We start from the raw sequence: 20,129 nt of genomic DNA, 5'->3' as shown, positions 1-20,129 counted from the left end.
GATCTTTTGATTTTTGACTGGCAAGCAAGATCAACAGATCGCAGCCTTCGGCAGCTCCTACGAGAATTGATCAATCGCGGTAAAAAACCTGCACCAAGTGATACCCGAACTTGCTCTTGATCGGCCCATGCACCGTGCGCAGCGGCTTCTTGAAGATCACCGCGTCAATCGCGCCAACCATCTGCCCCGGCCGCACTTCCCCCAGATCCCCGCCGCGCTTGCCGGACGGGCAGGTCGAGAATTTTTTCGCCAGCACATCAAACGCTTCACCCTTGGCGATGCGTTGTTTGAGCTGTTCGGCCTCTTCGGCAGTTTTCACCAGAATGTGGCGGGCTTGGGCTTTCATCGTGCGGTACCTGATAACGGGGTGACGGCGGGGCGCGGATTATGCCTCAAGTCACGGAGTTTGGCTGAGCATCGTGCGGATCTTGCTGGCCAGCAGTTGCAACGCAAACGGTTTGGCGACCATGTCCATACCGTCCTCAAGAAAGCCCTGACGTTCAGCGGCTTTTTGCGCGTAACCGGTCATGAACAACACCTTCAGCCCGGGGCGATGCTGACGGGCAATCTCCGCCAGTTGTCGACCGTTCATGCCCGGCAGGCCGACATCGGTCACCAGCAGGTCAATGCGTGCGTCGGATTCCAGCAAGGGCAGGGCGGACGTCGCGTCTTGCGCTTCATACCCGCGATAACCCAACTCTTTCAATAGATCGAGCACCAGCATGCGCACCGCCGGGTCATCCTCGACCACCATCACGGTCTCGCCGCTGGCCGTGGGGGGCGTAACACTCACCGGTTCAACCTCGGCGGCCTGCAGTTCAGGCGTTTTCAGTCGAGGCAGATACAAACGCACGCACGTGCCTTGACCCGGCACGCTGTCGAGGCTGACATGGCCGCCCGATTGCTGGGCAAACCCGTAAATCATCGACAGCCCCAACCCCGTGCCCTGACCAATCGGTTTGGTGGTGAAAAACGGATCGAACGCTTTTGAGCGCACGGATGGCGTCATGCCGGTGCCGTTGTCGCTGACCGCGAGCATCAAATAATCGCCAGCCTTGACCGGTTCCAGCGTGGTGATGTCGCTGCCATCGAGGTAAACGTTGGCCGTCTCGATCAGCAGTTTGCCGCCCTCGGGCATCGCATCGCGGGCGTTGATCACCAGATTGAGCAGGGCGTTTTCCAATTGGCTGACATCGGTGCTGACCGGCCAGGCATTGTCGGTCAGACGCAATTCGAGCTCGATCGGATCGCCTTTGGTGCGGCGAATCAGGTCTTCAAGCGAATGCACTAGTTCGTTGACATCCAGTTTCTTGCGATCCAGCGACTGACGCCGGGAGAACGCCAGCAACCGATGGGTCAGCGCTGCCGCTCGATTCGCCGAGGACACGGCCGCTTCGGTAAAACGACCAATCTCGTCGGCACGACCGTTGGCGATGTAGCGCTGCATCAGGTCGAGACTGCCGATGATGCCGGTCAACATGTTGTTGAAGTCGTGGGCGATACCGCCGGTTAGCTGGCCGACCGCTTCCATTTTCTGCGCGTGACGCAATGCATCTTCGGCACGCTCACGCTCGAACATCTCGTTTTGCAAACGCTGGTTGGCCTGCGCCAATTGCTCGGTGCGGGCGCTGACCCGTTCCTCCAGCGTTTCGTTGAGATTGCGCAGCGCTTCTTCGGTCTTTTTCCGCTCGGTTTCATCAATCACAAAAATATAGAAACCGTTGACCGCGCCATCCGGCCCGTGGCGCGGCACGTAATTCATCAGCGCGTGGCGCGTGCTGCCGTCGCGATGGGAGGTGTACAGGCTGAACGAGCACGACCGGCCCGCCAGTGCTTCAGCAATGTACGGCGCCCGCAGGAAATACGCTTCTTCACCGATAACATCACGAATGGTGCGCCCGAACAGCTCCTGCGGGGTTAACCCGTACCAGTCCAGATAAGCGGCGTTGTTCAGGCGAAAACGTTCTTCCTGATCGACATAGCTGATCAGGATCGGCATCGCGTTCATGATCAGTTGCAGTTCGGTCTGGCTCTGACGCAGCGCCTGTTCGGTGTGTTTGCGTTCGGTCAGATCCAGCGCGGCCCCGAGAAAACGCATGGGCCGGCCATGGTGATCCTTGTAGCAACGGCCTCGGGCAAACACCCAGCGCAACTCACCGTTGGGTTGCAACAGGCGGTATTCCTCGGCGTATTCGGTGCCGTGGGTGATGCAATGTTTGATGCTGCGGGCAACCATCGCGCGGTCTTCGGGGTGCACGCCTTGCAGGTATTCGCTGATCGGCAACTGACTGGCACGTACCGGGTCGACGCCATGCAACTGCGCGAAATGCGCGTCGGCAATAAAGCGATCCTCGCCAATGTCCCAATCCCACGTGCCAACCGCATCGGTTGCAGCGAGGGCCAATTGCAGACGTTCTTCGGTTTCCTGCTGGGCCTTCAAACTTTGTTCGGAGCGTTGCTGCAGTTCCAGGGCAATGCGTCGACGTTCATTGGTTTCGATGGCCGTGACCAGAATCCCGGCGACCTGCGCATTTTCATCGCGGATAGGGCTGTACGTCAGATCAAGCCAGAAGTCGGATTCCTGCCCGTCGCGTTGCAAGGTGAAACGCCTTTCACTGTAGGTGCGCACCTGGCCTTGTAGGACGGCGCTGTAAATCGGGTCAGTGAATTCTCTAAGTTCCGGCCATATCTGGTGTGCAGGCTGTCCGAAAGCGTGCGGATGCTTGTGGCCGGCGAGCAACGCGAAGCCGTTGTTGTAGATCTGCGTCAGTTGCGAGCCCCACAGCAGCAACATCGGCATGGGCGAGTGAATCACGATGTCCACCGCAGTACGCAGGCTCTGCGGCCAAGTGCCAGCGGCGCCCAACGGGCTGCGACTCCAGTCGGTGCGGGCAATCAGAGCCTGGGCGTCATCAGTGTTCGGTACAGCGTTCATCGTTGGATCCTGAGGTTCGGTCGGTGAGGCGGCGTCTACTATGCTTGCAGAACGGTAGACGCTATGGGGCCGGGCGCGTCACGCGGCGGCTCATTTCGATCATTCAATGCTTCGCGGGTGTTTTTTGCCATGGAAATCGATGCACTGTTAACTCAACTGGCCAGCAAACACGGCTCGGATCTGTTTCTGTCGACGGGCGCGCCACCCAGCGCACGCTTCGACGGCGTACTCACCGCGTTGAGCGATCAGCCGTTCAAACCCGGTGAAGTGGCTGCCATCGCCACCTCTTTGATGGACGCCGAGCAGCGCCGCGAGTTCGAACGGGATCTGGAAATGAACCTGGCGATCTCGCGTACCGGCGTCGGACGTTTCCGGGTGAACATCTTTAAACAGCGTAACGACGTCTCGCTGGTGATCCGAAACGTGAAACTGGACATTCCACGCTTTGAAGATCTGAAGTTACCGGCGGTGTTACTCGAGACGGTGATGCTCAAGCAAGGCCTGATATTGATTGTCGGGGCGACCGACTCTGGAAAATCCACCACGCTTGCGGCGCTGATCGATCACCGAAACCGTCACAGCACCGGGCATATCGTCACCATTGAGGATCCGATCGAGTACATCCACCGCCATCAACGCTCGATCATCAATCAGCGTGAGGTCGGGGTCGACACTCGCAGTTTTCACGCGGCGCTGAAAAACACCCTGCGTCAGGCCCCGGATGTCGTGCTCATCGGCGAAATACATGATCGCGAAACCATGGAGCATGCGCTGACGTTCGCCGAGACCGGGCATCTGGTGCTGTCGACGTTGCATGCGCACAACGCCAATCAGGCGCTGGAGCGGATTCTGAACATGTTTCCCGAAGAGCGCAGGCCGCAACTATTACAGGCGCTGGCAAATAATCTGAAGGCGTCGGTTTCGCAGCGTTTGGTGAATACGTCAGAGGGGCAGCGGCGGGCGGCGGTTGAAGTAATGATTGGCACGCCGACGGTCGCTGATCTGATTCGGCGCAATGAACTGGGTGAACTTAAAACTATCATGGAGCGATCCGCTGATTCAGGGATGCAAACGTTCGATGATGCAATCTATCAGTTAGTTGTTGAAGGTGTTCTGGGTGAAGTGCAGGCGTTGGAATATGCGGATTCAAATAATAATCTGAGGTTGAAGTTGAAATTCAAGAGTGGTTCGCCAATTGAGGGTGACGCTTCGCCCGAAGAGTGGGGACTGGTCTAAAGGCTGGCGTCGATGCCGTAATGGTTGAAATATTATTTAATTTATTGTTTCTTGATGGTCGTTATATTTTACGTAGGATGAACTTCCGTTAATAGATATCTGTGATTGGAAGTTTGTATGGAAGTTAGAGTTGGCAAGGACGGCGTCGCCGAGGATTTTTTATTGTCAGTGAGGGCTGAAGAGAGAGAACGCAGTAAGTTGGCGGCCGAACTGATGAGTGTCATTGAGGGGCGAAGTGAAAATGATTCTGTAAATCTCAAAAAACTGACGTTCTGGTTAGAAGCAGGGTCGTCACTCGAGTACGTGCACTCGCCAGTCAGCAAGATGTTAACCGAGATCATTTACTCGGTTGAGTTTCAGTCTTTGTTTTCTACTCCTACGTTGTTTGATCGAGTGAAAGTGGATGGCAAAGGCGACTTGATAGGTATCATCGGTGCGGATGATTTTAATCTAAAGGATTATTACGACAAGACGTCGACCTTTTCAGAGGCATTGGACGCTCTTGTTGAAACAATTGAAGCGATAGGCGGTGAAGCCAGTTTCAATGGTAGGGTTGGTTTTGAGCATTGGATCAGATTTCATGGCCACGTCCTTCCGGAGAATGTGGCGCAGGTAAAAAAACTTTTATTCTTCTTGAAGTGGAAGTGGCCAGAGGTTGATGGGCTAGGCAACTATTGGGAGCCTATTACCGGGGATGATGAGAATTCAGTAGTGCTGACGACTCAGCAGTACGCAGACATTCGCGCACTGACAGCGCATTTGTTGCCGGACGGCCTCGGCGTACTGGAAACCTTGTATCGTAATGGCCGACCTAATCCCCCTATGCACATCAATGAGGACAGTGCGAACGAAGTCCTTACGTGTGTGTTGAACCAGCCGTTCTCGAAAAAACTCGCACAGCAATACATAGATGCGTTGGGCTGGTACGGTTCGGATGACGGCGAAACAGTTCATGACGCCGATTTGGCTCAGATGCTCGTCACGGCCATTCTCGTTGATCTGGATCCTCTGATTGGCGGCCACGAACGGCGCAATCACGTCGGCACCTACAATCTTTATGCACCCGCGATCGCTGCTGATCAGCCAATGGAGCTTGTACGCGAAGGTTTCGAAAATTACCTCATCAAGAGTGGTCGGGTTTCTCAAGATCTGAGCCCGTTAGCCGCCCATCTACTGCTCGGTTTTATAGCTCCTGGCTTTGTGGTGAAGTTTCTGCCACGTGATCTGACGGTAGGTTCGATTAACTGGCTGACATTTGTTCAGGCCGTCGCACTGATAGAACTCAACTGCAAGGGCGCGTCGCGGTTCATGACCTATGAGCAAGTGATGATGTTCTCGGACATGGACGCAATCAGTCTGCAATTCGGCCAGTTGCAGGGCATCGCTGCGATGGATTCGATATTCGACTGGGCTTTGATCAATGAGGTTATCAGCGTTGAGGAACTGGAAGAATTTCCCGAAGAAGCGCAGCAACGCGCTTTAACCGCTTACGAAGATTTCATGGAAGCACTGACTCACACTGCCAGAACGTTCTCCACATCCTTGCCGAGTCGACGAAAGCTCGCGTTGGCCGCTTTGGAAAAAGCCGCGCCCGGTTGTTACTTTCTGGACCATAAAGTACTGCGTCACGAAACGGATAAGTTTTCCTCGTCCTACAAAATGTCAATACTCGATCTGCATATCGAGGGCGAGTTGACCGGCAGGGAATGGGACTGGCGCGAAGCCGGCAGCCTATACGACACCTATCCAGACTTGAAATGGCTGGAGCCCAATCAGCCTGTGTTTGAACGCGCCGTTATTCAGTATGAGAGCAATCTTCGCAAGGCGATGATCGGTAATATAAAACTCGCCGTATCAAAAATTCCCATAGAACATCGTGGCGTTTTTGAGGCGAGCGAGATTACTTTTTTTACAGTGCGAGTATCTGTCAGCGAAAAGATATTTGAAAAAAGTAACGGCCTGATTGGTGGTAACGTCAGCAAGCCCAAGTGGATGGAGAAGCAGATCAAAAGAGATGAGGCGACAGGTAGATACGCCGTCGTCATGTGCGCGCCTTTTGGTGATGGCGAATTACTTTGCTATGAAATGTATTATTTGAAGGGGACATGTCGCCTTAATAAGGAGTTGGGATCGCTGATATTGCGCAGTGGGTTGATGAATATCCCATCTCGAATTGATTTCAAGGGAGACTTGAAAGCTTACTTACCCGCCGCCGGTTTCTACAAGAACCCGATCGATTTAGATTGCTATACAAAGGGCACGGCTCCCGTGGCCAAACCTTACGTTGACACTATTCTTGATAAGCTGGGTGTGCTTGCGGCGCCCGTTAATCCAGGCAAGACAAAAGCCAGTAACTTTCAATGCTTCATCAATCCGCATATTCATGAGGTTGCAGAGTTTCTCACCCGCCACCATCCGATTGCCAGTATTACCGAGATTGGCATCGCAGCAACCGAGCTTACTGAACGCGAGCAAATGCGCGATAAAAGCGAGAAAGCGCTGGCGTACATTATTGACTTAGCCATTCCGTTTAAAAAGTGTATAGAAGATATCAGGTCGGGTGATAAAGACAGACTGGAAGAGGGGCTGTGGGGGTGCGCGCTTGATCTCGTCGGGATTGTCGCGGTTTTAATGGGGGTACCGGGAAAAGCGGTGCACATCGGTACTAAAGTTGTACCTCTAAGTTTAAAAATTGCCAGGCTTGCTCGGCTTGCGATGAAATTGACGATCTCGGTCTTCAACCCTATCGATGGTCTGCCCACGGCGGCATACAAAGGCATGAGATTTGCGCTCAAGGGAGTACAGCGTCTCGGAACGCCAGGGCTGAAATTGATCGAAGGTGCAACCTTTCAAATGCGCCGATTAACAGGCAAAGCCCGTTCTGTGGACTTGATCCAGGCTTCCCGCAGGGCCGATTTTCATGTGGGGACTTGGCGTCCGATTGAAGGTGGCTCACATACATTGAGCGTGTGTGCCGTTCGCCAGAATGGTGGTTGGTACGCCATCAATCAGTCCGGTAGAGCCTGGGGCAAGCGTTTGGCTGATTTTGCGGTAACACAAGTACGCGCACTACCCAAACTGCGCAGGTCGCTACCTAAAGGTTTTTCCCGGCAGATCATTCAGCGAAGTTTGCCGGTAGCCAATCGCAAGGTTGACCATGCGCTCAGGGCATTGGCGATGCCTTATTTCAATCGGGAAACCGAACTGACGATCAACCTGTTAATAGGCGGCTCAGGATCAACACGAGAGAAAATGGAGGTTGTACTGCAAGCTGCCAAACTGAATTTCGGCGTTACGATAGTTGAGAACTTCATTTTGAAAAACGACGCCACCGGCAGAAGCATCATTGAGTTGAGTCGCGATGATTATCGAAAGTGGAAGAGCGCTGATCGTCCAAGGACTCAAGCGCTCTTCACGGTCGATACACAGAATCTGGTCGAGCGATTCACTTCGGCCAAGTCACGTTTCGGCGAAGTAGCCGATGATCTGATACACGAAATGTTCAAAACAGAACTGACCATGCCCGATGCCGCTTGGGCATTGACGGGCGCTTCGAATCAGCAAACAGTCGATGTCGCCCCCTTGCTGAATCTCGCCAAGGGTTTCCTGATAAAAAGCCTCGATTCGAGTAGTTACTTTGATAAACAGCGCGCCGCGTCCAACGCTGACTCCTATGCCGTGGCGACTGCACTGCTCAGTCAACTCGTCACCCATGAAGCGCAGGCCAAAGATAATATTCACCTCATGGTTAAGGTGATGGGCAAATACGAAGGTCGGGCCATTGATACCCCAGTGCTGATAAACCTGAACATCGATTGAATCAACCCAAGCCGCTGCAGTACAGCGGTGGAAGATTGATCTGTCGAATGTCACTCGGCCAATTCAGGGCAATTGCGAAACTGCGCAAGGGCTTCGGGATTGGCCAGAGCGTCAGTATTTTTCACCGGTCGGCCGTGCACGACGTTCCGCACAGCCAACTCGACAATCTTGCCGCTGATGGTGCGCGGAATGTCGGTGACGGCGATGATTTTTGCCGGCACATGCCGAGGCGTAGTGTTGCCACGAATGACTTCGCGGATCTGCCGTTGTAATGCCTCATCAAGGGCAACGCCATCTTGCAACCGGACAAACAACACCACGCGAACATCGTCCTGCCATTGCTGGCCGATGACCACGCTGTCGAGTATTTGCGCGACTTTCTCCACCTGACGGTAGATCTCGGCCGTGCCGATACGCACGCCGCCAGGATTGAGCACGGCGTCGGAGCGGCCGTGAATCAGCATCGCGCCATGGGCCAGTTCTTCGGCGTAATCGCCCTGTGCCCACACGCCGGGAAACAGCTCAAAATACGATTGCCGGAACTTTTCGCCATTCACATCATTCCACAGCCCAATGGGCATCGCGGGGAAATGCCGGGTACATACCAGCTCACCTTTCTCACCGATGACCGCTTGGCCATCGTCATTCCACACCTCGACCGCCATACCCAGACTTTTGCCCATCATTTCGCCACGGCGCACCGGTGACATCGGATTGCCGTTGACGAAGCATGAAACGATGTCGGTGCCACCGGACATCGAACTCAGGCACACATCGGCTTTGACGTCGCGGTAGACGAATTCGTAGCTGCGCGGCGCCAACGCCGAGCCGGTACACAGCAGCGTTTTCAGGCTGCTCAAGTCGTGACTTTCGCGGGGTTTGACGCCGCTGCTTTCCAGAGTAGCGAGGAATTTCGGGCTGGTGCCGAACACGCTGATGCGCTCATCGTCGATCAGATCCAGCATCCGTTCGTTGTCGGAGTGGAACGGTGAGCCGTCGTACAACACCACCGCGCTGCCGACCGCCAGCGCGGACACCAGCCAGTTCCACATCATCCAGCCGCAAGTCGTGTAGTAGAACAAACGGTCGCCGGAACCTAGATCGACATGCAGGCCATGTTCTTTAACGTGTTGCAGCAAAACGCCGCCGGTACCGTGGATGATGCATTTCGGCACACCGGTGGTGCCGCTGGAATACAACACGTAGAGCGGATGGGCGAAAGGCACCGGTATAAAAAGCGGCTCGCCGCCAGTCACGTAAAAGTCATCCCATAGCGAGACGTTCGCCAGCGTTTGGTAATCCTCGGCGCGGGCATGTGGCCGCGCGTACGGTACGACAATCAACTGTTGCAACGTCGGCAACTGTTCGAGGATTTCATTGAGCTTGGAGGTCTGGTCGATGTCGTTACCGGCATATCGGTAGCCCGCGCAGGTGATCAATACTTTCGGTTCAATCTGCCCGAAACGATCAATCACGCCATGGGTACCGAAATCGGGCGACGAGCACGACCAGATGGCACCGAGACTGGTGGTGGCCAACATCGCCACCAGCGTCTGCCAGGTGTTGGGCATACACGCGGCAACACGATCGCCGCTGACGACCCCGGCGGCTTGCAGGCTGGCTTGAAATCCTGCGACCTGTTGGGCCAGTTCTGCCCAGGTCAGTTGTTCACGCTGGCCATTTTCAGCCACCGCAACAACGGCGACGGCATCGTCGCGACGGCGCAGCAGGTGTTCGGCGAAATTCAATGTGGCGCCCGGAAACCATTCCGCGCCGGGCATTTTTGCGCCTTCACGCAGCACCGCATCAGGTTGCGTATGGAAGCGGATATCAAAGAAATCAACGATGGCTTGCCAGAATTCTGCGCGCTGCTCGACGCTCCATTGGTGCAGATCGGCGTAGCTGTCGAGGTGCAAGCCATGACGTTGATTGATCGAGCGGCGGAAGGTGTCCATCCGCGATTTGGCGATACGGGTAGCGTCGGGTTGCCAGAGGATGTCGGACATGGATTGTCTCTTGTTTTCGTGTTCGCAAACGATGTTCAGGTAATAGACCGCTAACTGTAGGAGTGAGCCTGCTCGCGATGGCTCAATCGCAGTCACACATTTGTCGACTGAGACACTGCCATCGCGAGCAGGCTCACTCCTACAGCGTCACTGCGCTAGCCAGCCACCATCAATATTCCATGCCGCCCCACGTACCTGGCTGCCTGCCTCACTGCACAAAAACAGCACCAATTCCCCCAGATGCTGCGGCGTCACAAACTCCAGTGACGGCTGTTTCTCAGCCAGCAAATCGTGCTGTGCTTGCTGCGGTTCAACACCCTTGGCTGCTCGATCATCGATCTGCTTCTGCACCAGCGGCGTCAACACCCAGCCAGGGCAGATCGCGTTGCAGGTGACGTTACTGGTCGCGGTTTCCAGGCCGACCACTTTGGTCAAACCAATCACGCCATGCTTGGCCGCAACATACGCCGCTTTGCCGGTCGAGCCGACCTGGCCGTGCACGGACGCAATGTTGATGATCCGGCCCCAACCCTTGGTGCGCATGCCCGGCAAACTCAGGCGAGTGCTGTGAAATACCGACGACAGATTGATCGCAATAATCGAATCCCAGCGCTCCACCGGAAACTCTTCTACCGCCGCGACATGCTGGATGCCGGCATTGTTGACCAGAATGTCCACGCCACCGAACTCGCGCTCGGCGTAGGCGATCATGTCGGCGATCTGCGCCGGGTCGCTGACATCGGCGGGGTGATGGCCGACCTTGCCGCCGAACTGGCCGACTTCGGCAATCACGGCGGAGGCATCACCGAAACCGTTGAGAATCAGATTGGCGCCGGCCTTGGCCAGGCTCAGCGCGATGCCCAGCCCGATGCCGCTGGTGGAACCGGTAACCAGTGCGGTCTTGCCCGTAAGAGTGGTCATGAATACCTCACACAATGCCAGTGGCGTAGAAAGTGCCGATCACTACGAAAACCGCGAGGGTCTTGATCAGCGTAATACAGAAAATGTCTTTATAGGCTTCACGGTGGGTCAGGCCGGTGACCGCCAAAAGTGTGATCACCGCGCCGTTGTGCGGCAGCGTGTCCATGCCGCCACTGGCCATCGCGGCCACGCGGTGCAGCACTTCCAGCGGAATATTCGCCGCATGCGCCGCTGCGATAAATTGCTCGGACATCGCCGCCAGCGCAATGCTCATGCCGCCCGAGGCGGAGCCGGTGATGCCGGCCAGCAGGGTCACGGTAATCGCTTCATTGACCAGCGGATTGGGAATGCCTTTGAGCCAGTCCGCCAGCACCAGAAAACCAGGCAGGGACGCGATCACCGCACCAAAGCCGTATTCCGAAGCAGTGTTCATCGCCGCCAGTAACGCACCGCTGACCGCACTTTTGCTGCCTTCGGCAAGTTTGCTGCGAATCGCTTTAAAGCCGAAGGCGAGCACCATCAGAATGCCAACCAGCAATGCGGCCTGAACCGCCCAGATCGCCGTCAATTTGGCGATTTCGGTGGTGACCGGCGTGGCCATCCCCGGCAACGCGAGGCTGTGGGTTTTGCCGTACCACTGCGGAATCCACTGGGTGAACAGCAGGTTCATGATGCCCACCGCGAGCAGCGGCGACAGCGCGATCCACGGATTAGGCAGCTTCAGATCCTCAGCAGTCTCCGGTTCGTTACGCAGTTCGGTGCCGTAACCTTCGCCAGCCCGTTGCGCCTTGTTGCGCTGACGCTGCAGAAACAGCATGCCGGCGCAGAACACGAAAATCGTACCGATCAGACCCAGCCAGGGCGCGGCCCACGCGGTGGTGTTGAAGAAGGTGCTGGGGATGATGTTCTGGATTTGCGGGGTGCCGGGCAGGGCGTCCATGGTGAAGGAAAACGCGCCGAGGGCGATGGTTGCCGGAATCAGCCGTTTGGGAATATTGCTCTGGCGGAACATCTCCGCCGCAAACGGGTAGACGGCAAACACCACCACGAACAGCGAAACGCCGCCGTAAGTGAGCAGGGCGCAGACCAGCACGATGACCAGCATCGCCTGTTTGGTGCCGAGGAGCTTGATCGCGGCGGCGACGATCGAGCGCGAGAACCCCGAGAGTTCGATCAGCTTGCCGAACACGGCGCCGAGCAAAAATACAGGGAAATAGAGTTTGATGAACCCGACCATTTTCTCCATGAACACCCCGGTGAACGCAGGGGCGACGGCGGACGGGTCGGTGAGCAGGACGGCGCCGAGCGCGGCGATCGGGGCAAAAAGGATAACGCTGTAGCCACGGTAAGCGGCGAGCATCAGCAGCGTGAGGGCTGCCAAGGCAATGATCACACTCATGGTGTGTCTCTCCGGAGTTGTTATTTTTGTGGGTGATGCGGTGTGGGAGAGGGTATAGCTAGATGCGTGCCAGATAACTAAGTCTTTGAAATATATGGATTAAATCTAAGTCGCTTTGAATTTTGCGGATGATCAGTCTCGATATTGAGAACTCTAGATCGAAAAAGATCGCAGCCTTCGGCAGCTCCTACAGAGAAAACCCATCTTCTAGTGTAGGAGCTGCCGAAGGCTGCGATCTTTTGATCTTAAAATAACGCATCCAAAAAAGGAGACAGTGTCTCTATTGGGAGACTAAGCAATCCCCAGCGCCACCATTTTCTTATACAACGTCGACCGCCCAAGCCCGAGCCGAGCCGCCGCCTCCGGCACTTTCCCCGCACATTGCGCAAGGGCGGCCTCAATCAGTTGCCGGTCAAACCGCTCCCGCGCTTGAGCGAATGTCTCCTCACTTGGCGCTTCAAGTGTGGGCGCCGACGCACGCTCAACCGGGCTCAGCGGCCCGATTGCTGCACGAATGTCACTCTCCGTCAGCATCAAGTCATCACTGAGCAACGCCGCGCGCTCGAGCACGTTGCGCAACTCGCGAATATTCCCCGGCCAGGCATGCTGCCCAAGCAGATCCAGCGCATCGCGGTGCAGCTCATGCTGACTGCGCAACTCCTCCAGAATCGCCTCACTGAGCGCCGGCAAATCATCAAGACGCTCACGCAACGGCGGCACTTGAATCGGCAGGACATTGAGGCGGTAATACAAATCGGCACGGAACTCGCCGCGTTTGATCGCCGCTTGCAAATCGGTCGAAGTAGCAGCTATCACTCTCACATCGCTTTGAATCACCTCGTTCGAGCCCACCGGCTCAAACTCCTTTTCCTGCAAAACCCGCAGCAGTTTGCTTTGCAGCGGCAGCGGCATGTCGCCGATCTCGTCAAGAAACAACGTGCCGCCCTGGGCGATTTGCAATTTGCCGGTGCGGCCCTTGCGGTCGGCGCCGGTGAACGCGCCCGGCGCTGTGCCGAAGAATTCCGCTTCCAGCAGCGCTTCAGGAATCGCCGCGCTGTTGATGCTGACGAACGCCTTGTGCGCACGCGGCGAAGCACTGTGAATCGCCTGCGCCAACAACTCTTTGCCGGTGCCGGTTTCACCGAGCAGCAACACCGGCGACTCGGCACTCGCGCTGCGACGTGCGCGGCGTTTGACTTCAAGGCTGGCGGCGCTGGTACCGATGAAGTGGGCGAAGTTGTATTTAGTCTGCCGTGCGCGCAGCAGTGAACGGGTCGAGGCCAATTCTTCCTGCATGCTCAGGTAGCGCTTGAGCATCGGCGATAGCGTGCGCAACTCGTCGAACAGGGCGAAACCGATGGCGCCAATGACGGTGCCGGCGTCGTCATGGATCGGCAGGCGCATCACCACCAACGGTTCTTTTGGCGTGTCTTGCATGTCGAGCAGGATCGGCCTCCCGGTGCGCACCACTTCACGCAGCAGGCTGCCGGGGATCACGCTTTCGCAGGGCTTGCCGATGGCGCCTTCAGCGGAGTCGAGGCCAAATCGGCGCGCGTAACGCTCATTCATCCAGACGATATTGGCATCACGATCGACGATCACCGTGCCTTCGCTGGACTGCTCGATGATCTCGAACAACGAGCGGATCGCCAGCGTGCGCACGCGTTGGTAGTCCTTGAGGCTTTCGGTGGTGTTCATCTGAGAGCTGATCCTGATTATGTATTGCCAGTGGCGGCCCTATCGCGAGCAAGCCCGCTCCCACAGGGGGAATGCATTGCAAATGTGGGAGCGGGCTTGCTCGCGAATGCCGCGATGCGGTCTAACAGAGAAATGCCTACCCCGGATGCGCCGCCGCCAACAGCTCTTTGGTATACGGATGCTGCGGTGAATCAAACACTTCATGACTGGCGCCACGCTCGACCACTTTGCCGTCCTTGATCACGATCATGTCGTGCGCCAAGGCGCGCACCACCGCCAGATCATGGCTGATGAACAAATAGGTCAAACCGTGCTTTTCCTGCAAATCGCGGAGGAGGGCGACCACCTGTTTCTGCACGGTGCGATCCAGCGCCGATGTCGGTTCATCCAGTAAAATCAGCGCCGGTTTAAGCACCAGCGCCCGCGCGATGGCAATACGCTGACGCTGACCACCGGAAAACTCATGAGGGTAACGATGACGGCTTTCCGGGTCGAGACCGACTTCCTTGAGCACACGGATCACTTGCGCATCGCATTCATCGGCGGTGGATTCGCAATGCACCTCCAGACCTTCGCTGATGATCTGCGCCACGGACATGCGCGGGCTGAGGCTGCCGAACGGATCCTGAAACACCACCTGCATCTGCCGCCGCCATGGCCGCAGTTGCTTCTGGTTGAGCCCGTCGAGCGCTTCGCCCTGAAAACGGATGCTGCCTTTGGAGTCGAGCAAACGCAGAATCGCCTGACCCAGCGTTGATTTGCCCGAACCGGACTCGCCGACGATGCCCAGGGTTTTGCCACGCTGAATGGTCAGGCTGATGCCGTCCACTGCGCGCAAATACTGCTTGCGCTGAAACAGACCGCCGCCCAAGGCAAAATCGACCCGCAGATCCTCGACTTCCAGCACGTTCTCGCGCTCATCGCGGGGCAGCGCTTCGCCCTCGGGCTCGGCGTTGAGCAAGACGCAGCTGTACGGATGCTTCGGTTCGGTAAACAAAATCTCGCACGGCGCCTGCTCGACAATTTCCCCGGCCTTCATCACGCAAACCCGCTGGGCGATGCTGCGCACCAGATTCAGATCGTGGCTGATCAACAGCAGCGACATGCCGAGGCGTTGTTGCAGGGATTTGAGCAGCAGCAGGATCTTGCGCTGCACCGTCACGTCCAGCGCCGTCGTCGGTTCGTCGGCGATCAGCAGTTCCGGTTCGCACGCCAGTGCCATGGCGATCATCACCCGCTGGCGTTGCCCGCCAGACAATTGATGCGGATAAGCCTTGAGGCGTTCTTCAGGCTTTTTGATGCCAACCAGTTGCAGCAATTCCAGAATGCGCGACTGCGCCTGTTTGCCGCCGAGGCCACGGTGCAGCAGCAGGGTTTCGCCGATCTGTTTTTCGATGGTGTGCAGTGGATTGAGCGAAGTCATCGGCTCTTGGAAAATCATCGCAATGCGATTGCCGCGCAGTTCACGCAAGACCTTGGGGTCAGCGCCGACCAGTTCCTGGCCGCGATAACGAATGCTGCCGGTAGTGCGGGCATCACACTCGGGCAGCAATTGCAGGATCGAATGCGCGGTCACCGATTTGCCCGAACCCGATTCGCCGACCAGCGCCAGACACTCGCCGGGGCGAATGTCCAGACACAGGTTGCGCACCACGGTCTGGCCATTGAAGGCGACGTTGAGGTCGCGGATTTCGATCAGGTTGTCAGTCATCGTCAATCTCTGCTTCAAGAGCGTGGGTCGAAGGCGTCTCGCAACGCTTCGCCGATAAACACCAGCAACGACAGAATCAGTGCCAAGGTGAAAAACGCCGTCAAACCTAACCATGGCGCCTGCAGATTCTGTTTGCCCTGACCGATCAGTTCACCCAGTGAGGCGCTGCCGGCGGGCATGCCAAAACCGAGAAAATCCAGCGCGGTGAGGGTAGAAATTGCACCGGTCAGAATAAACGGCAGATAACTCAACGTGGCGTTCATCGCGTTGGGCAGGATGTGCCGGACAATCACTTTGCGATCAGTCAGCCCCAAGGCCCGCGCGGCTTTGACGTATTCCAGATTGCGCCCACGCAGAAACTCGGCGCGCACTACATCGACCAGCGCCAACCAGGAAAACAGCGCCATGATCCCCAGCAGCCACCAGAAATTCGGCTCAACGAAACCGGAGAGGATGATCAGCAGATACAACACCGGTAATCCCGACCAGACTTCCAGCAGGCGTTGCCCGATCAAGTCGACCCAGCCGCCGTAATAGCCTTGCAGCGCACCGGCCGCAATGCCGATCAGCGCACTGACAAACGTCAGCATCAACGCAAACAGGATCGACACGCGGGCGCCGAAAATCACTCGGGCCAGTACGTCCCGCGCCTGATCGTCGGTGCCCAGCCAGTTCACGGTGGTGGGTGGGCTCGGCGCCGGTTTGTTGAGGTCGTAATTGGGCGTGTCATCGCTGAACGGAATCGGCGGGAATAGCAGCCAGCCACCGTCCTTGCGGATCAGATTCTGCACATACTCGCTACGATAATCGGCCTGAAACGGTAGTTGCCCGCCAAATTCCTGCTCTGTGTGACGCTTGAACACCGGGAAGTACCATTCACCCTGATAGCTGACCATCAGCGGTTTGTCGTTGGCGATCAACTCGCCGCCCAACGTCAGCGCAAACAGACCGATAAACAACCACAACGACCACCAGCCCCGACGGTTTCTCTTGAAACGCTCGAAGCGGCGACGGCCCAACGGCGAAAACTTGAACATCAGGCGTTCCTCGCGGCGAAGTCGATGCGCGGATCCACCAGCGTGTAGCAGAGGTCGCCAATCAGTTTTATCAGGAGGCCAAACAGGGTGAAGATGAACAGCGAACCGAATACCACTGGATAGTCGCGGGATACGGCCGCTTCGTAGCTCATGCGCCCGAGACCGTCGAGGGAGAAGATCACTTCGATCAACAACGAACCGGCGAAGAACACGCTGATGAACGCTTGAGGAATGCCTGATACCACCAGCAGCATCGCGTTACGAAACACATGCCCATAGAGCACGCGTCGCTCGCTCAAGCCTTTGGCCCGGGCAGTCACCACGTACTGGCGAGTGATTTCGTTGAGGAACGAGTTTTTGGTCAGAATCGTCAGCGTGGCGAATCCGCCGATCACCAGCGCCGTCACTGGCAGCACAAGATGCCAGAAGTAGTCAGTGATCTTGCCGAGTGTCGACAGCGATTCGAAGTTGTCCGAGACCAGACCGCGCACCGGGAACCAGTTCAGCGAAGTGCCGCCGGCAAACACCACGATCAGGAACATCGCAAAGAGGAACGCCGGCATCGCGTAACCAATGATGATTGCAGTGCTGCTCCAGATATCGAAATGACTGCCGTGGTGCACGGCTTTGCGGATGCCCAGCGGAATCGATACCAGATAGGTGATCAGCGTCGCCCAAAGCCCTAGGGAAATGGTCACCGGCATTTTTTCGAGGATGAGGTCGGTCACCGTGGCGCCGCGAAAGAAGCTCTTGCCGAAGTCCAGTTGCGCGTAATTCTTCAGCATCAGCCACAGCCGTTCATGCGCGGGTTTGTCGAAGCCGTACTGTTTTTCGATGTCCTTGATCAGTTGCGGGTCGAGGCCGCGACTGGCGCGCGATGTACTGCTAATGGCTTCACTGGCACCACCACCGACATTGCCGCCGCCGATGCCTTGCAAGTGAGCGATGGCCTGTTCCACCGGGCCACCGGGCGCGGCCTGAATGATCACGAAGTTGACCAGCAGAATGATCACCAGTGTCGGAATGATCAGCAGCAGACGCCGCAGTATGTAACCCCACATCAGTGCGGCCCTCCGGGTTTGCCACGTCCGATTTTCTCGGCCGTCATCTGTTGGTTGGTCAGCGGTGTGCTGCTGATTTCCCACCAACTCTCGATCGCTTCGTCATTGCTCGCTTGCACCGCCGGCATGCCGAAGCGGTTCCACCAGACCGTCGAGGTGCCAGGCGGGTAATAGTTGGGAATCCAGTAGTAATTCCATTGCAGCACCCGATCCAGTGCGTGGGCGTAATGCAGCATGTCGGATTGTGTCGAGGCGCGGATCAGGCCGTTGATCAGCGTATCGACGGCCGGATTTTTCAGCACCATGTAATTGTTGGCGCCGGGATCGTTGGCCGAGGCCGAGCCGAAATAGTTGAGCAGCTCGCCGCCGGGGGAAGTGCTCACCGGGTAGCCAGTGACGATCATGTCGTAGTCGCGGCTCATCAGGCGATTGACGTATTGCGAGGAATCGATGCGGCGGATGTTGAGGTCGATGCCGATTTGTTTCAGCGTGCGTTTATAAGGCAGCAGCAAGCGATCCATGCCGTTCTGGCTGACCAGAAACGTGAAGCTCAGTGGCTCGCCTTCGGTGTTGACCAACTGGTCGCCATCCGGTTTCCAGCCAGCCTGTTCCAGCAGTTGCAAGGCTTGCAGCTGTTTATCGCGGATCATCCCGCTGCCGTCGGTTTTCGGCGCCTCGAACACTTGATTGAAGACTTCGTCAGGCACCTGGCCACGCAGCGGTTCAAGGATCTGCAGCTCCTGCGCATCGGGCAGTTTTGACGCCGCGAGCTCAGTGTTGGAAAAGTAGCTTTGCTGGCGGATGTACAGGTTGCGCATCATCTGCCGGTTGCTCCACTCGAAATCCCAGAGCATGGCCAATGCCTGACGCACGCGACGATCCTGGAACATCGGCTTTTGCAGGTTGAAGACGAAACCTTGCGCGGATTGCGGCGCCTCAGTGGCCAAATGAGCCTTTTGCAGGCGCCCGTCACTCAATGCCGGGCTGTCGTAACCGATCGAGTAACCGGTGGCCGAGAACTCGCGGTTATAGTCATAAGCGCCACCGCGCAGCACCTGGCGGGCGACGTCGGTGTCGCCGAAATACTCGATGCTGAAGTGATCGAAGTTGTACAAGCCGCGGCTGACCGGCAGATCCTTGCCCCACCAGTTGGCATTGCGTTCAAAAGTGATGCTGCGTCCGGAGTCGACCTTGCCGACGCGATACGGGCCGCTGCCCAATGGCGCTTCATAGCCGCCACCGCCAGCGAAGTCACGGGTCTTCCACCAATGCTCGGGAAACACCGGCAGGGTCGCGATATCCAGTGGCAGAGTGCGGTTTTCATTGCTCTTGAAATCGAATCGCACCGTCAGCGGCGCTTCGATTTCGACGCCTTTGACGTCGGCGAATTGCGTGCGATAGCGCAGGCTGCCTTGGGTCATCAACAAATCGTAGGTGAAGCGCACGTCCTCGGCGGTGATCGGCGTACCGTCGGCGAAACGCGCTTTGGGGTTGATGAAAAAGCGCAAGGACAACCCATCGTCAGCGCGCTCGATTTTTTGCGCGACGAGGCCGTAGACGGTGTAAGGCTCATCCATTGAGCGCTGCGCCAGCGGCGAATAGAGCATGCCGTCGATCTGGGTGACGCCGATGCCTTTGTCTATATAAGGAAGGACATGGTCGAAGTGGCCGATTTCAATCGCCGAGCGGCGCATCGTTCCGCCCTTGGGCGCCTGCGGATTGGCGTAGTCGAAGTGGCTGAAACCGGCGGGATACTTCGCCGGCTCGCCATAAACAGTCAATGCATGTTGCGGTGCCGCGCTCACACCAACGGCGCTCAACAGCAGCGTCACGGCAGTGAACATCAATGTGGGGAAAGCCAGTCGCATTGTCAGCCTTAGAGCCGGGTGATCGATAAGCGTAATTTGTACGCGAGCGGCGCGCGGCTCGCCAGCCGTATCGTGTAACTGAAACACAACGGCCCACCAAAAGGCGGGCCGTTATGTTTCATTCAATGCGAAGGATCAGTCCTGACGGCTGGTCACTTCCAGCAGGTGATAACCGAACTGGGTTTTCACCGGGCCTTGCACGGTGTTGACCGGTGCGCTGAATACTACGGTGTCGAATTCCTTGACCATCTGGCCAGGACCGAACGAACCGAGGTCGCCGCCCTGACGGCTGGAAGGGCAGGTGGAGTTGGCCTTGGCCACTTCGGCGAAATCAGCACCGGCTTCGATCTGGGCTTTGAGTTCGTTGCACTTGTCTTCGCTGGCAACAAGGATGTGACGGGCAGTGGCTTTAGCCATGGGGAAAATCTCCAATCAATA

At 56.9% G+C, this 20,129-nt stretch carries 13 protein-coding genes; 2 read left to right on the top strand and 11 right to left on the bottom strand.

Annotated elements, in window-relative coordinates; all coding sequences use genetic code 11:
• Nucleotides 1-70: 70 nt before the first annotated feature.
• Both ACP3TY_RS12400 and ACP3TY_RS12395 read right to left on the bottom strand, forming a co-directional pair.
• Complete coding sequence (locus tag ACP3TY_RS12400) at nucleotides 71-346, bottom strand: peptidylprolyl isomerase (RefSeq protein WP_007912322.1); 276 nt, start codon at nucleotides 344-346, stop codon at nucleotides 71-73.
• Between the two features lie 51 nt (nucleotides 347-397).
• The gene (locus ACP3TY_RS12395; RefSeq protein ID WP_426620125.1) at nucleotides 398-2,935 is read right to left on the bottom strand and encodes a PAS domain S-box protein; all 2,538 of its coding nucleotides are present in this window, start codon (nucleotides 2,933-2,935) and stop codon (nucleotides 398-400) included.
• A gap of 129 nt (nucleotides 2,936-3,064) precedes the next feature.
• On the opposite strand from ACP3TY_RS12395, the gene ACP3TY_RS12390 reads away from it, so the two are divergent.
• Both ACP3TY_RS12390 and ACP3TY_RS12385 read left to right on the top strand, forming a co-directional pair.
• The gene (locus ACP3TY_RS12390; protein WP_426620124.1) at nucleotides 3,065-4,171 is read left to right on the top strand and encodes a PilT/PilU family type 4a pilus ATPase; all 1,107 of its coding nucleotides are present in this window, start codon (nucleotides 3,065-3,067) and stop codon (nucleotides 4,169-4,171) included.
• 117 nt (nucleotides 4,172-4,288) lie between these two features.
• Nucleotides 4,289-7,990, top strand: a complete 3,702-nt coding sequence (locus tag ACP3TY_RS12385) for a hypothetical protein (RefSeq protein WP_426620123.1) — start codon at nucleotides 4,289-4,291, stop codon at nucleotides 7,988-7,990.
• Between the two features lie 50 nt (nucleotides 7,991-8,040).
• On the opposite strand, the gene ACP3TY_RS12380 is transcribed toward ACP3TY_RS12385, so the two are convergent.
• From ACP3TY_RS12380 to ACP3TY_RS12340, 9 genes are all read right to left on the bottom strand, one after another.
• Nucleotides 8,041-9,996, bottom strand: coding sequence for an acetoacetate--CoA ligase (locus tag ACP3TY_RS12380; protein ID WP_426620122.1), 1,956 nt, complete (start codon nucleotides 9,994-9,996; stop codon nucleotides 8,041-8,043).
• 147 nt (nucleotides 9,997-10,143) lie between these two features.
• Nucleotides 10,144-10,917, bottom strand: a complete 774-nt coding sequence (gene hbdH, locus ACP3TY_RS12375; RefSeq protein WP_400751567.1) for a 3-hydroxybutyrate dehydrogenase — start codon at nucleotides 10,915-10,917, stop codon at nucleotides 10,144-10,146.
• A gap of 7 nt (nucleotides 10,918-10,924) precedes the next feature.
• Entirely contained in the window at nucleotides 10,925-12,316 is a 1,392-nt protein-coding gene (locus tag ACP3TY_RS12370; protein ID WP_426620121.1) for a GntP family permease, read from the bottom strand.
• A gap of 291 nt (nucleotides 12,317-12,607) precedes the next feature.
• Nucleotides 12,608-14,014: a sigma-54 interaction domain-containing protein gene (locus ACP3TY_RS12365; RefSeq protein WP_426620119.1), complete on the bottom strand. Its 1,407-nt coding sequence runs from the start codon at nucleotides 14,012-14,014 to the stop codon at nucleotides 12,608-12,610.
• Nucleotides 14,015-14,150: 136 nt separating this feature from the next.
• The gene (locus ACP3TY_RS12360; RefSeq protein ID WP_426620117.1) at nucleotides 14,151-15,725 is read right to left on the bottom strand and encodes an ABC transporter ATP-binding protein; all 1,575 of its coding nucleotides are present in this window, start codon (nucleotides 15,723-15,725) and stop codon (nucleotides 14,151-14,153) included.
• Between the two features lie 14 nt (nucleotides 15,726-15,739).
• Nucleotides 15,740-16,762 (bottom strand): ABC transporter permease, encoded by a 1,023-nt coding sequence (locus ACP3TY_RS12355; protein WP_053120427.1) that lies wholly within the window; start codon nucleotides 16,760-16,762, stop codon nucleotides 15,740-15,742.
• Complete coding sequence (locus ACP3TY_RS12350; protein ID WP_053120425.1) at nucleotides 16,762-17,823, bottom strand: microcin C ABC transporter permease YejB; 1,062 nt, start codon at nucleotides 17,821-17,823, stop codon at nucleotides 16,762-16,764. The genes ACP3TY_RS12355 and ACP3TY_RS12350 overlap by 1 nt, the downstream gene beginning before the upstream one ends.
• Entirely contained in the window at nucleotides 17,823-19,691 is a 1,869-nt protein-coding gene (locus tag ACP3TY_RS12345) for an extracellular solute-binding protein (RefSeq protein WP_426620115.1), read from the bottom strand. Before ACP3TY_RS12345 ends, ACP3TY_RS12350 begins: the two co-directional genes overlap by 1 nt.
• A 135-nt stretch (nucleotides 19,692-19,826) precedes the next feature.
• Nucleotides 19,827-20,108 carry a peptidylprolyl isomerase gene (locus ACP3TY_RS12340; RefSeq protein WP_053120421.1) on the bottom strand — a complete coding sequence of 94 codons (282 nt, stop codon included), beginning with the start codon at nucleotides 20,106-20,108 and terminating at the stop codon, nucleotides 19,827-19,829.
• Between the last annotated feature and the right edge of the window lie 21 nt (nucleotides 20,109-20,129).

The sequence above is a fragment of the Pseudomonas rustica genome (genome assembly GCF_049959085.1).
GTDB classification, from domain to species: Bacteria; Pseudomonadota; Gammaproteobacteria; order Pseudomonadales; family Pseudomonadaceae; genus Aquipseudomonas; species Aquipseudomonas rustica.
Note: the sequence above shows the minus strand (reverse complement) of the source record. Positions and strands in the feature narration are given on the sequence as shown.